This window comes from Pseudomonas sp. Pme6b (assembly GCF_058129925.1).
The window spans coordinates 6,015,266-6,028,286 of sequence record NZ_CM176704.1 but is presented as its reverse complement, the minus strand read 5'-3'; the positions used below and the strand labels follow the sequence as shown (position 1 = coordinate 6,028,286).

11 protein-coding genes and 1 pseudogene are annotated in these 13,021 nt (G+C 59.2%); 1 reads left to right on the top strand and 11 read right to left on the bottom strand.

Annotated features, from left to right (window positions below):
* Positions 1-15: 15 nt before the first annotated feature.
* From AC4ANE_RS27445 to AC4ANE_RS27435, 3 genes are read right to left on the bottom strand one after another with little or no spacing between them, the layout of a single operon-like run.
* On the bottom strand, positions 16-858 hold the full coding sequence (locus AC4ANE_RS27445; RefSeq protein WP_003430791.1) for a carbohydrate ABC transporter permease: 843 nt from the start codon (positions 856-858) through the stop codon (positions 16-18).
* Entirely contained in the window at positions 855-1,817 is a 963-nt protein-coding gene (locus AC4ANE_RS27440; protein WP_003430789.1) for a carbohydrate ABC transporter permease, read from the bottom strand. The genes AC4ANE_RS27445 and AC4ANE_RS27440 overlap by 4 nt, the downstream gene beginning before the upstream one ends.
* 21 nt (positions 1,818-1,838) lie before the next feature.
* Positions 1,839-3,113 (bottom strand): ABC transporter substrate-binding protein, encoded by a 1,275-nt coding sequence (locus AC4ANE_RS27435; RefSeq protein ID WP_031597018.1) that lies wholly within the window; start codon positions 3,111-3,113, stop codon positions 1,839-1,841.
* A 167-nt stretch (positions 3,114-3,280) separates the two neighbouring features.
* Here AC4ANE_RS27435 and AC4ANE_RS27430 point away from each other — a divergent pair, with 167 nt between their 5' ends.
* Entirely contained in the window at positions 3,281-4,858 is a 1,578-nt protein-coding gene (locus AC4ANE_RS27430) for a carbohydrate porin (protein WP_032074469.1), read from the top strand.
* A 54-nt stretch (positions 4,859-4,912) separates the two neighbouring features.
* Here the strand turns inward: AC4ANE_RS27430 and AC4ANE_RS27425 are convergent, their stop codons facing one another.
* The 8 genes and pseudogenes from AC4ANE_RS27425 to AC4ANE_RS27390 all read right to left on the bottom strand — a co-directional run bounded on the left by AC4ANE_RS27425 (position 4,913) and on the right by AC4ANE_RS27390 (position 13,020).
* Positions 4,913-5,917 (bottom strand): SdiA-regulated domain-containing protein, encoded by a 1,005-nt coding sequence (locus AC4ANE_RS27425; RefSeq protein WP_031597014.1) that lies wholly within the window; start codon positions 5,915-5,917, stop codon positions 4,913-4,915.
* Between the two features lie 41 nt (positions 5,918-5,958).
* A pseudogene (locus AC4ANE_RS27420) lies at positions 5,959-7,487 on the bottom strand (ArnT family glycosyltransferase).
* Entirely contained in the window at positions 7,484-7,768 is a 285-nt protein-coding gene (locus tag AC4ANE_RS27415; RefSeq protein ID WP_031597010.1) for a lipid-A-disaccharide synthase N-terminal domain-containing protein, read from the bottom strand. Before AC4ANE_RS27415 ends, AC4ANE_RS27420 begins: the two are co-directional and overlap by 4 nt.
* Positions 7,765-8,508, bottom strand: coding sequence for a glycosyltransferase family 2 protein (locus AC4ANE_RS27410; protein ID WP_057425013.1), 744 nt, complete (start codon positions 8,506-8,508; stop codon positions 7,765-7,767). Before AC4ANE_RS27410 ends, AC4ANE_RS27415 begins: the two co-directional genes overlap by 4 nt.
* Before the next feature lie 11 nt (positions 8,509-8,519).
* The gene (locus tag AC4ANE_RS27405; RefSeq protein WP_010213810.1) at positions 8,520-9,515 is read right to left on the bottom strand and encodes an NAD-dependent epimerase; all 996 of its coding nucleotides are present in this window, start codon (positions 9,513-9,515) and stop codon (positions 8,520-8,522) included.
* Complete coding sequence (locus AC4ANE_RS27400) at positions 9,512-10,840, bottom strand: UDP-glucose dehydrogenase family protein (protein ID WP_010213808.1); 1,329 nt, start codon at positions 10,838-10,840, stop codon at positions 9,512-9,514. The genes AC4ANE_RS27405 and AC4ANE_RS27400 overlap by 4 nt, the downstream gene beginning before the upstream one ends.
* A 177-nt stretch (positions 10,841-11,017) precedes the next feature.
* Positions 11,018-12,064: a FecCD family ABC transporter permease gene (locus AC4ANE_RS27395; protein WP_460408639.1), complete on the bottom strand. Its 1,047-nt coding sequence runs from the start codon at positions 12,062-12,064 to the stop codon at positions 11,018-11,020.
* Complete coding sequence (locus AC4ANE_RS27390; protein WP_031597003.1) at positions 12,061-13,020, bottom strand: ABC transporter substrate-binding protein; 960 nt, start codon at positions 13,018-13,020, stop codon at positions 12,061-12,063. Before AC4ANE_RS27390 ends, AC4ANE_RS27395 begins: the two co-directional genes overlap by 4 nt.
* Position 13,021: the final 1 nt, after the last annotated feature.

Here is a 13,021-nt window from a genome sequence, read left to right as displayed (position 1 = left end):
TGTCAGTTGTGTGCATCAACCTTTCAACGCGCCGGCAGTGAGGCCGGAAACGATGCGGCGCTGGAAGATCAGCACCAGAATCACCAGTGGGACGGTCACCAGCACCGACGCCGCCATCAACAGGCCCCAAGGCAATTCGTGGGAGCTGCCACCCGAAATCAGGGCGATGGCGACCGGGACCGTTCGTTGCGCGTCTGTCAGGGTGAAGGTCAGGGCAAACAGGAACTCGTTCCACGCGGCAATAAAAGCCAGCAGGCCGGTTGTGACCAGCGCGGGCCACAGCAGCGGCAACAGCACACGGGTGAGCGTGACCCAGGGCGATGCGCCATCCATGATTGCCGCTTCTTCCAGCTCATGCGGCAGTTGCCCCATGAACGTGGTCAGCACCCAGACGGTGAAGGGCAGGGTAAAAATCGTGTAGCTCAGGATCAGTGCCCATGAGGTGTTGTACAGACCCAGTGCGCGGATGACTTCAAACAGCCCCGACAGCACCGCGACCTGAGGAAACATCGAGACGCCGAGCACCATCATCAGCACCGTGCCGCGGCCTCGGAACTTGACCCTGCCCAGGGCGTAGGACGCCGTCAGGCCCAGGAACAGCGCCAGCACTACCACACTCAGCGCAACCACCAGCGAGTTGGCGATGGCCTGCAGGAATGACGCCTGACTGAGGACCGCTGCGTAATTGGAGAAGTCGGCTTCGGTGATCCAGTAGCTCACTTCAAACAAGGCACTGGACGGTTTCAGCGAGGTCAGGATGGCGTAATAGAAAGGGAAGATCGCGTACAGCAGCACGACCCCGACCAGGCCCCAGAAGGCCAGGCGCAGCAGCGCTTTCTTCAGTGGGCGCAGGTTCATGAGCGCACCTCCAGCTGGCGACGTCCGAGGTACAGATAAAGCATGGCAATCACTGCCACGACCAGAAACAGCAGGGTGGAGGCGGCGCTGCCGTAGCCGACGTCCTGGAACTCCACCAGGTGCTGGCGGGCATAGACCGACATGCTCATGGTGCTCGAAGAGTTGGAGGTCAGGACGTAGATGACGTCGAAGACCCGCAACGAATCGAGAATGCGAAAGATCGCGGCGACCAACAAGGCTGGCATCAGCAACGGCAAGGTGACTCGCCAGAACACCCGCACCGGATGAATGCCGTCGACCCGGGCGGCTTCGTAGCAATCGCTTGGCAGCATCTGCAGTGCCGCGAGCATCAGCAGGGTGACAAAGGGTACGGTCTTCCAGACGTCGACGATGATCACTGCCCACATCGACAGGTCCGCATCTGCCGTCCAGGCCAGCGGCGCGTCGATCAGGCCCAGGCTCAGCATCATATGGTTGATGATGCCGAACTGGTCATTGAGCATCCACGACCAGATCTTCGCCGAGACGATGGTCGGAATCGCCCAAGGGATCAGAATCAACGCACGGACCAGCGCGCGGCCGGTGAACTTGACGTTCAACAGCAACGCCACCATCAGTCCCAGGACCATTTCCAGCCCGACCGACACCACGGTGAAATGCAGGGTGTTGCGCACCGCGTTCCACCATTGCGGATCGACCAGCACGCCAGACCAGATGACGCCGTCGTAGAGCAGATAATTGCTCAGGCCCACGAATGAGCCACTGCCGGTATCCGACAGATCGGCATCGGTCAGGCTGAACCAGAATGTGCGCAGCAACGGCCAGGCCGCCACCAGGACCAGGCACACGAGCATCGGCGTCAGAAACAGCCAGGCGGCGCGTAGCCTGCGACGTTGTACAGGCGTTTCCCGGGTGACGAGTTCGTCGTCTCCGGGGAAGTCGGTAGAAGAGACGGGCATGTTGATTTCCTTACGTGTGGCTTACCAGTTCCGGCGTTTGATGCGGGTCAGTTCGCGTTCCAGTTCGACCAGTGCCTGATCGACCGGAATATCGCCCGCCAGCACGCTATGCACCCGATCGAAGAATGCGTTGGAGACGCGTGGGTAGCCGTTGGCCGTTATCGCGGCGGGGCGCATGACCCCATTGCTGAGGATGCTGTGCAGCTGCGGGTAGTAAGGCATCGCCGCGAGCAACTCGGGGTCGGCATACAGGGACTCGATGACCGGGTTGTAGGCACCTGCCAGGGCACGCTGTTTTTGCTGCTGGGCGCTGGTAAGGTAGGCAACCAGTTCTGCCGCCAGTTTGGGGTTGCGGCTGTAGCGCGAAACCGCCAGGCCCCAGCCTCCGAGCGTTGAAGCGTGGGTGCCGTTTGCGCCGCCACTGGGCAGGGGCGCGACGCCGACCTTGTCTTTTATCGCGCTGTCCTTGCTTTGCACCAAGGCCCAGACGTAAGGCCAGTTGCGCATGAACAGCGCATTTCCCGACTGGAATACGCCACGGCCTTCTTCCTCGGTGTAGTTAAGTACGCCGGGCGGTGAGATCTCGCCGATCCAGCTTTTTGCCAGGGTCAGCGCGACTCGTGAGGCCTGGCTGTTGACCACGATGTCTCCGCGCGGGTTGACCAGTCCGCCGTCCGGCTGGCTGCTGATCCATTCCAGGGCGTTGCACGTCAGGCCTTCATAGGCGCGCCCCTGGAACACGTAGCCCCACATAGTGGCATTCCCCGCATCGCGTTCGGCTTTTTGCACTTTTTTGGCGGTAGCGGTCATGTCCTCCCAGGTCTGGGGGACCGGCTGCTGGTACTTGTCGAGCAGATCCTTGCGGTAATACAGCAGCCCCGAGTCGGTAAACCAGGGCATCGACACCAGCCGGCCGTCGACGGTGGCGTTGTCCACCTGTGCCTGGAAATAGCCTTGTGTCGCATTTGCCGGAAGCAGTTCGCGCAGATCCGTCAGGTGTTTGGCGAGCATCCCCGGCCACACCATGTCGATTTGAATGATGTCGATGTCGGTGGACTTGGCACTGAGGATCTGCTGGTAGAACGACAGGCGTTCGGTTGCCGAGTTAGGCGTGGAAACCACTTGAACGTTGTTGCCGGTCTGTTTTGACCAGCTATCGACTGCATCCTTGCACAGTTGCAATTCAGCGCCGACGGCCCCGCACGAGATCGTTAGATCAGATGCGTTCGACAGCGCAGAAAACCCGGCAGACAGGGTGAGCAGCGCGGCGGGAAGAAGAGATTTCAGCTGTTTCATAGAGCCCTCTTTATTTTTGTTTTTATAAAAGTTAACGTTAACATCATCAATGTAACAGCGTATTTTCGATGTGGCACCCTTTTTTCTCCGATTTGCACAATTTTGTGCTGAAGGAAAAGGGCTCGGCCAACGTCACGAAAACAATAAAAACAAAACAGGAAGTCCACATGCAGAACGCATCAAGATGGCTACTCGCAGGGGTACTCGGCACCTCGACAACCGTCTCTCAGGCCGCGACTCTGGAAGAGCGGATGGCCGCATTCGAAGCCCGTGCCAGCGCTGCGGAAAAACGTGCAGCCGCAGCCGAACAGCAAACCCAGGCGCTCGCCAGGGAGCTTCAGCAACTCAAACTCTCTACCCCCGCTTTGCAGCCTGCCGCACCCACTTCTGCGTCCACCGTTGCGGCCAGTTCACAGCCGGCTCTGGATGATCGCGTGGCAAAACTCGAAGCCCGCCAGCAAAGCATGGAGAAGCCAGGCAGTGCCGGACACCTCACCGACGGGTTCAGCTTCAAGGGCTACGCTCGTTCCGGTCTGTTGATCAACGACGGTTTGGGCGGCGGTCGCGGTGGGCCTTATACAACCCCCGCAGGTTCAGTCGGTGGTGCGGTCGGGCGCCTGGGTAACGAAGACGACACCTACATGCGCTTCGATCTGTCGAAAGAGATCTACGCGCAGAACGGCACGCGCTCCAAGTTCACCGTCTCCATCGCCGACGGCGTTGAAAGCTATAACGACTGGACGGCCACCGAAAGCAGCCTGAACGTGCGTCAGGTATTTACCGAACTCGACCACATTGCCGCCTTCAAGGGGAATTCAGTGTTCGAAAACGCCACGCTGTGGGCCGGCAAGCGCTTCGACAGGGATAATTTCGATATCCACTGGCTGGACTCGGACGTGGTCTTTCTGGCCGGGACCGGTGGCGGTATCTACGATGTGCAGATGACCAAGGACTGGCGCTCGAACTACTCCCTGATCGGACGTAACTACGGCGATTTCAGTGAGGGCGGCGTCGATGCCGATGTGGAAAGCTACATCCTGACCTCCAACCAATTCTTCGACAATGGTCAGTGGCAGTGGATGTTCAACGCCATTGGCGCAAAGAAAAACGACGTCGGTACGCGCACTAATCAAGCGGGTTTTGCGCCTGCAGATTCAGGCCTGCACACCATGTTGGCCAATCACCAGAAAGACTTTTTCGGCAGGGAAGGCTTCTTCAAGACGGCGTTGCTCTATGGGCAGGGCCTGGGGGCTCAGGTCAAGGACATTGGCGCAGATGGTGAACTGATCGACGACGCCCGCGCGGTGCGTCTGGCGATGTACGGCGAGACGCCTATTGCGCCGGGATGGCGCATCGGCCCGAGCTTGCTGGCCGAGCAGAGCAAAGACCGCTACGTCAAAGGCGACGATTACCGCTGGCTCACTCTGAACATGCGCCTGGCCAACGAGATCAACAGTAACTTCGAGATGGCCTACGAGTTGAGTTGGCAAACCATGGACCTTGACCCCAAAGGCTACCTGCAACGCAATGCAGTCGACGGCAACTTCTGGAAGTTCACGGTTGCGCCGACCTTCAAGCCGGACATGGGTGACCTGCTAACGCGTCCCGAATTGCGAGTGTTCGCAAGCCTCATGAACTGGTCTTCGGATCTGGACCGCTACAGCACGACCGGCAACTTCGGCAAAAGTGATTTCAACTCCGGTGGTGTCTGGCAGTTCGGCATCCAGATGGAAACCTGGTTCTAGTGCGGTAGTTCAGATGTGCCAGTGAAAATTCAGGCTCTCAACTCATCGCTGCGCTCAGGGCCTGATTTCTTCAACGGGTTGTTTCGGCACTTTAGAGAACTTGTAAAACAGATTTGGCTCGCTGACGACGTACAGGTTGCCGTCGTGATCCATGGTCAGGCCTTCAGGTTGGGGAGCGCTGTTCTGGAGGTCGGAAAATGTACCCAGCAGTGATCGAATGCTGACGAAACGCCCTTTACCGTCCAGTTCTGTGATCGAGCGTGACTGATCGCTGAGCAGCAGTAAATGACCGGTACGCGGATCGAAGTAACCGTCTGAAAGGTCGCGTGCAGCGACGCTTTTCGTGATCCAGTCCAGCCGGTCGGCAATTTTGATCTGCAAACGGCCCTGATCAATGGAGCGCAGGACTCCGGAAACCTCGAACATCTGGCGCGGATCGCGTTCCTTGATCGCGAACAGGCGGTCGTTGGCAGGATCATAGGTCACGCCCTCGAATCCCTTGTTCTGGTTACTTGGGTTGATCAGTAGCGCAATGAACTGGGCTTCCTCGACGTGGATTGGGCGTGCTTGCGTCGGCAACGTGATGATGTCCAGTTGCTGGAGATCTTCATCGCACAGCACGATGCGACCGTTACCCAGATAAGCCAAGCCTTCTGTGTCGTCGAAACCGATCAATGGGTAACGAGCGATTATGTCGCCGTTCGCGTCAAGCGCCAGCAGTTGCATGGGGCCTTTGTTGGTCACTGCCAGCAGTCGATCATTGTCGTAGTCGTAGGTTATCCCGGAGATATTGGCGACGTCCGGGGCAAGTGGTTTGGCGTCGATAACCACATGGAAATCCGGCAACCAGATATTCTTTTCGGCTGCCGTATTGCCCTTCAACCAGGTGCGACCGTAGTGGTACAGCTGTTGGTGGACATGAAAGTGTGCCGACACGGCGTAAGCCAGCAGCAGAACCCCGAGAGCACCTGCACTCAGCACTATCTGTGCGAGTGATACCTGCCTTCGAGCGACATTCGACCACGTCAGCCGCTTTGCCTTGATCGTTTCCGACTGCATGGCTTCAGGCACTCCCGCGTGTCGGGCGGCTGGGCGGGTGATTAATCAACATTCTGCTGCCAGGCGAAGCGATAGGCTTTCATGAGCGGTTCCGGTTTACACAGGCCGTTGTCGGCATCGGCATCGACGATGAACCAGTCAGCTCTGGAGGTCTGACCCAGCGGCCGGGCTTTTTCCGGCAAGAAGCAATTGGCCAATTGTTCACCCGGGACCAGAGCAAAGGTGTCGGGATGTTCTCGTAGCCAACGGGCTGACTGTTCGATTGCCGACGGCTTGGCAAAACCGAAATGCACGATGGGTTGGCGTGCATACAGCCAGTGGCCCTCGCGCCAGTTGACCAGTACCAGGTCGGCTCCCTGGGTGACGCTGGCGGCTTGTTCCATCAGGCTCTTGTGTGGATTTCTCCCTCTATGACGGGTTCGATGAACCCTCTGGCGAACCACAGGCTGAGCCAGACAACCACCACTGCGGGGACCAGTCGCCCAGCCCTGACGCGGTCGTGGAACCAGCGTTTCAACAACCAGGGCAGCAAGGGGGCAGCGACCAGTACCAGACCGGGCAGCGCCGGAAAGATGTAGATCTTGCGTTTGCCACTGGAGAGGCTGAAGAACAACAGCACCAGCAAGACCCAGCCGAGCAGTACCATAACCCGGCCATCCCGCTTGCTCAGTTGTCGGCGCCATGCCGGGATCAGCCAGGGCAGCACCAGCACCAATGGCAGCCAATACTGGGGGATGACTTTGACGAAGAAATACCAGAATGGCTCGCGATGGTCCCAGGCGCTGGCGTAGCGATTAGCCGTCTGGTGCAAGAGTATTTCCTGCACATAGGCGAAGCCTTCCGGCCCGCCATCACGCACGACCGAGATAACCATCGGCACCAGCCACACGCAGCATGCAAGTAATAACGCCAGTAGACCCAGCGCCCAGCGGCCTATCTGTCCAGGCATGGCCACGACACCGGACCAGCCTTTACGCGCGGCATAGGCGTAAGGGATCAACATCAATGCGGGAACAAAACCGACGCCCTTGGTGATAATGCCCAGGCCCATGGCCGCACAGCTGAAATAAAACCAGCCCCAGGCCGGTCCGAGCAACAAGTGGCGAACCAGCCCATAGAAGCCCAGCGCAATCCATAAGCACAGGAAGCTATCGATTTGTCCGGTGCGCAGGATGCTGTAGGTCTGATAGGTCGCCAGGAACAGCAAGGCGGCGTACCGTCCGATACGTCGGTTCCACAGACGGCTGCCCAGATCGTAGAGGACTGCGGAGGTCGCGCCTGCAGAGAGCAGCCCGGGCAGGTAAAGCGCGATGTTCGGGCTGCCCGTCAACCAGATGAAGAATGCGGTAGCCCACATGAACAGCGGCGGCTTGTCGGCATAAATCTCCCCGGCCCTGTGCGGGACGAACCACGAGCCGTTCTGCAGCATTTCCAGAGCAACGCCCAGAAAACGTTCTTCGTCCACGTTCTGCGGTAGACGCAGGCCCAGGCCGGCACCGACCAGTAAAACGGCCAGTGCGACCAGTAGCCATCCCTCGAGGCGAGGCGAAAGTTGAGTTCGCAATGTCATTGCCCCTCGGGTGTCTTGGCCTGTCGGCTGATCAGCTGCAGGTTGCGCATGTACACCAGCAGACCAAAGGACTGGCCGGCAATGAAGACCGGGTCCTGTCGATAAATGGCGTAAGCCAGCAAGATAGTGCTGCCCAGCATGCTCAGGTACCAGAAGCCCACCGGAATGATGCTGCGCTTCTTGAATTCGCTGTACAGCCATTGCAGGACAAAGCGTCCGGTAAAGACGGCCTGCCCGACAAAGCCGAGGATCAGCCAGAAGGTTTCGTTGTCCGGTTTCATGACCGCAGTTCCTGTGCTTCAACATCCAGGCGGGTCCGGCGGATCAGCCACCAGACGCCGACCAGATCCAGAATGCCCACCAGTGCGCGGTCCAGATTGCCGTACTTGGACACGCCGGCCTGGCGATGGCGGTGGTTGACGGGGTGCGTGACCATACGGCCGTTATGCCGCTGAATCAGCGCTGGAATGAACCGGTGCATATGGTCGAAGTACGGCAGGCGCAGAAAAGCTGCTCGCTCAATCAGTTTCAGACCGCAACCGGTGTCTGGGGTAGCGTCCTTGAGAAGGCGACTACGCAGGCCGTTTGCGAATCGCGAGGCCCAGCGTTTACTGGCCGTATCGCGACGATTCACACGGTGCCCTGCCACCAGCTGGATCGCCCCGGGGCCTGCTTCGTGAGCGCGTACCAACGCCAGCATTCTTGGAATGTCCGCAGGGTCGTTCTGACCGTCACCGTCCAGGGTCGCCAGCCAGGTGCCGTTGGCCGCCAGTGCCGCGTGATAGACCGAGGTGCTCTGCCCGAGCGACTGCTCGTGGCGCAGGATCCGCAACACGGTCAGCCCGCTGTCCTTGAGGTGAGTCAGCACTTTCAAGGTGTCGTCTGTGCTGCCGTCGTCAACGACCAGTATCTCGTAGCGCTCACCGTCCAGCGCTGTGCAAATCTCTTTTATAAGGCTGGGCAGGTTATCGGCTTCATTTTTGGCCGGTATCACGACGGAGAGAAAGGTGGGCGTGGTCATGGAAGTCCTTGTTATTGAAGTGGCACACAGAGCCGGGCCTGATAATGCTCCCGATACCAGTCGACGAAGGCCCTGACGCCGGTGTCGACCGAGACCTGTGGTTGAAAGTCGATCCATTGGCTCAGCGCACTGACGTCAGCCCAGGTTTTCAATACGTCGCCTGCTTGCAAAGGCAGGTAGCGTCGCTCGGCGCGCAGGCCTAGCGCGGCCTCCAGGCAATCGATGAACTCCAGCAGCTTGACGGGCTGACCGCGGCCGATGTTGAAGAGTTGGTGAGGTGGCTCGCTGCCAACCGTGTCGGGCGGCAGCAAGCGCAGACGCAGGATGCTTTCGACAATATCGTCGATGTAAGTGAAGTCCCGGGCCATTTCGCCATGGTTGTAGATATCCACAGGCTGTCCGGCCAACATGGCTTTTGTGAACTTGAACAGCGCCATGTCAGGCCGGCCCCAAGGTCCGTAGACGGTGAAAAAACGCAGCCCTGTGGCGCGCAGGCCGTACAGGTGGGAATAGCTGTAGGCGGTGAGTTCATTGGCGCGCTTGGTGGCGGCATACAGGGACAGCGGCCGGTCGACGGCATCCTCAACCTGAAACGGCATGCGCGTATTGGCGCCGTAGACCGAGCTGCTCGACGCGTAGATCAGGTGCGCTGGTCTGTACTGCCGACAGGCCTCGAGCACGTTGATAAAGCCGACCAGATTGGATTGGGCGTAAACATTCGGTTGCTCAAGCGAATAACGCACACCGGCCTGGGCTGCCAGGTGGATGACCTGTTCGAATTCATTGTGCGAGAACAGGGCGGACAGACCTTCGGCATCGGTGATGTCCAGCCTGTTGAACGTGAAACCAGGCAAGCGCTGGAGTATGGCCAGTCGCGATTGTTTAAGTTCGACGCTGTAATAGTCGTTGAGGTTGTCGATACCGACGACCTCTATACCGAGCTCGCACAGACGTTTGGCGACATGGAAGCCAATGAATCCGGCAGCACCTGTCACGAGCACCGTCATGGCTGGATCGCCTGGCCACGACCAATGCCATAGTAGGCAAATCCGGCATCACGCAATTGCGACGGGTCGAACAGGTTGCGGCCATCGAAAACCGCTCGATCCCGCAGTTTCTCGCCGAGCTGGTCCAGATCCAGAACCCGGTAGTCCTGCCATTCGGTCACCACTACCAGAGCGTCTGCACCTTCCAGAGCATCTTGCTTGCACTGCACCAGTTGCAGGTCATCACGCTCGCCATAATGATGCCTGATAGCTTCGATCGCCTGCGGGTCGTGGGCCTGAACCCTGGCACCGGCTGCCCAGAGTGCTTCAAGCAGGGCATGGCTGGATGCTTCGCGAATATCGTCGGTATTGGGTTTGAAGGCCAGCCCCCAGACAGCGAAGACCTTGCCCCTGAGTTCGCCGTGATAATGAGCGTGGATATTTTTAAACAGACGGTGCTTCTGGCGGCGATTGACCTGTTCGACAGCATTGAGCAGCGCTGTCTCCACCCCGTTCTCGCTGGCTGTGCCGATCAGCGCCTGCAAGTCCTTGGGAAAGCATGAGCCACCGAAGCCGCAGCCTGGGTAAATGAAGTCGTAGCCAATGCGAGGGTCGGAGCCAATGCCAAGCCGGACCTGTTCTATGTCGGCACCCACCTGTTCGGCCAGGTTGGCCATCTCGTTGATGAACGAAATCTTGGTCGCCAGCAGGCAGTTGGCAGCGTACTTGGCCAGTTCCGCGCTACGGGCATCCATGATCACAAACTTCTCGCGGTTGCGACTGAACGGCTGATACAACTCGCGCATCTGCTCCAGCGCTCGCGGGCTGGCCCCGCCGACGATAATGCGATCCGGACGCAGGCAATCACTGACCGCGCAGCCTTCCTTGAAAAACTCTGGGTTGCTGATCACTTCAAAGCCGTCATCGCGTCGTGGACTGGCAGCGATTTCAGCGAGCAGGCGGTCAACTGTCCCCACGGGCGAAGTGGACTTGTTGACAATGATCCGAGCACCGTCAGCGTGTCTGAGCACGGAGCGCAGCACGGCAAACACCTGGCTCAGGTCTGCTTTGCCGTCGGCTTGCGCTGGTGTGCCAACTGCGATGAATACCAACTCTGCAACGCGGCTGGCGTGCACTTCATCGATTGTGAAACTTAGTCTTTTGCAGTCCAGGCCGTTGCGGAGAAGTTCGCCAAGACCGGGCTCGAATATAGGGCATATGCCTTCGCGCAGCGCATCAATGCGTTTGCTGTCGACATCCATGCAGCATACGGTGTGGCCCACTTCCGCCAGGCAGGCGGCAAGGGTAAGCCCCACATAACCGGTTCCGAACACTGTCACTTTCAAGTGCTGCTCCTTCTGCTCCATGAATTGAGGAGCCTGGTTTGTTTCAGGCGCCCGAACGCGTCTTGAACAACTAGCGCAAGATAAATGTCATAAATGTGTTAAGAAACGATGACATGAGTTTGTCATGTAGTGAAAAAGCCAAGGGCGGTCATACTTCAAGTGATCAGTTGGCAGCCTCTAGTTTCGCTTCATCATGAAAATAAAAAACAACCCTCCCAACAAAGCCGTCGCAATACCGATAGGCAGATCTTCTGGCGCGATAAGCGTGCGGGAAATGACATCCACCCAGATCATCAACAAAGCACCCAGAAGCGTGGCGACGGGCAGCAGTCGTCGATGCTCCGACCCCACCAGACGTCTGGCGATGTGCGGCACCATCAGGCCGACGAAACCTATGGAGCCGCACAGCGCGACCAGTACGCCTGTCATCAGTGAGGCGATCAGGAAAACCAGCAGGCGCACATTGCGTACTTGCAGACCAAGGCTTGTGGCGCTCTGATCGCCGCCCATCAGTGCGTTCAGGGAACGACCCAGCCCTTGCAAAAGAACCCAGCCAGACAGAACCGTGATCAGTGGCACAACAAGCAGCTCCCAGCGCGCCAGCCCCAGCCCCAGCCCGCCGAGCATCCAGAACAGCACTGAGGAGCTGGCGCGGTGATCGCCCAGAAACAACGACAGGTTAGCGATCGCCATCATTACAAAGGACACGGCCACGCCGCCGAGCAGCAGGCGTTGGCTGTCCAGGCGGCCTTTGTGGCTGGCCAGCCACAGCACCAGGCACAGGCTGACCAGCGAGCCGACAAACGCAGCCAGTGGCAATGTCAGCGTGCCAAGCACTTCTCCTACATGCATGACCACGATAACCGCGCCAAGTGTCGCGCCCGAGGTCGCGCCCAGCAGGTGAGGGTCGGCCAGCGGGTTGCGCGTCGCTGCTTGCAGGACGCTGCCGATCAGGGCCAGTCCCGCGCCTGCCAGTACGCCCAGTAACACGCGGGGCGTGCGTATCAGCCAGACGATGGTTTCCTGTCCCGCGGCCCAGAGAGGTGGGTTTTCGCTGGCGCCGAACAGCTTGAACATCAGGATATCCATCACCCGGTTCAACGGCACAGGGGCCGCGCCGAAGGTGATGCACACCAGACATGACATCAGCAGCACGAGCGTCAGAGTGATCAGCAACCCCGTGTAACGGCGAGGGTGCTCGGTCAGCCACTGCGCCAGGGTCATCGCGTCACGTCATGAAATGCTGCTGCAAGCGTCTCGATGGCCGCGACGTTGTCGATGCCTGGCGTCACCGCCACGTAGGGCAGCACGACATAGCGTCGGTTGCGGATCGCGTCGACGGATTGCAGCGCCGGGTTGCTTTCAAGGAAGTGCTGTTTCTGCGCGGCGCTGACTTCGCCGTAGTCGACGATCACGATAACCTCGGGGTTGCTTTGCACAACCGACTCCCAGTTGACGTGGGTCCAGCTGGCCGCGACGTCGCCCATGACATTCTGCCCGCCTGCGGCGCTGATCAGTGCCTGGGGTATTGCCAGCCGCCCGGCGGTCATGGGCCGGTCTTCACCGCTGTCATACAGGAAAACCCTGGGCGACGATTTGCCTGCCACGCTTGCCTGAACCTCGCTCACGCTGCGGCGCATTTGCGCAACCAGCGCCTCTGCGCGGGCCTGCACGTCGAATATCCGACCCAGGTTCAGCAAGTCGTTGTAGACATCCGCAAGTGTGGCTTCAGCGCGCGGCATTATCTGCGCGCAGGACTCGGTCAGTTCATAGGCCTGAATACCCAATGGGGCCAGGCTCTGCGGCGTGACGTCGCCCCCCACCTGCATGCCATAGTTCCAGCCGGCAAAGTAGAAGTCGGCGTTGGCATTGAGCAGTGTTTCCAGAGACGGGTATTTGCTGGCCAGCTCGGGCAGGTTGCCAAGGTCGCGCAGCAGGGCCTGATCAGGTTTGTTCCAGCCGGTGATGCCGCTGTAGCCGACCATGTGTGATTGCAAGCCCAGGGCAACCATCATTTTGGTGAGGTTTACATCGTTGCTGACTGCACGCTGCGGCGCAGCCGTGAAGGTCACCGAGCGGTCGCAGCTTTGCACGGTGACGGGGTAGGCGCTGGGTTGCGCTTGCACCATCGGGCTGCACAACAAGGTGATCAAAGCCAGGCGGGTGAGCATGGCGTTCATT

Coding starts and splice junctions, on each gene's coding strand:
- AC4ANE_RS27445 (WP_003430791.1), bottom strand. CDS start 858: ATGAACCTGCGCCCACTGAAGAAAGCGCTGCTGCGCCTGGCCTTCTGG.
- AC4ANE_RS27405 (WP_010213810.1), bottom strand. CDS start 9,515: ATGACGGTGCTCGTGACAGGTGCTGCCGGATTCATTGGCTTCCATGTC.
- AC4ANE_RS27415 (WP_031597010.1), bottom strand. CDS start 7,768: ATGAAACCGGACAACGAAACCTTCTGGCTGATCCTCGGCTTTGTCGGG.
- AC4ANE_RS27435 (WP_031597018.1), bottom strand. CDS start 3,113: ATGAAACAGCTGAAATCTCTTCTTCCCGCCGCGCTGCTCACCCTGTCT.
- AC4ANE_RS27425 (WP_031597014.1), bottom strand. CDS start 5,917: ATGCAGTCGGAAACGATCAAGGCAAAGCGGCTGACGTGGTCGAATGTC.
- AC4ANE_RS27395 (WP_460408639.1), bottom strand. CDS start 12,064: ATGACCCTGGCGCAGTGGCTGACCGAGCACCCTCGCCGTTACACGGGG.
- AC4ANE_RS27440 (WP_003430789.1), bottom strand. CDS start 1,817: ATGCCCGTCTCTTCTACCGACTTCCCCGGAGACGACGAACTCGTCACC.
- AC4ANE_RS27390 (WP_031597003.1), bottom strand. CDS start 13,020: ATGAACGCCATGCTCACCCGCCTGGCTTTGATCACCTTGTTGTGCAGC.
- AC4ANE_RS27430 (WP_032074469.1), top strand. CDS start 3,281: ATGCAGAACGCATCAAGATGGCTACTCGCAGGGGTACTCGGCACCTCG.
- AC4ANE_RS27410 (WP_057425013.1), bottom strand. CDS start 8,508: ATGACCACGCCCACCTTTCTCTCCGTCGTGATACCGGCCAAAAATGAA.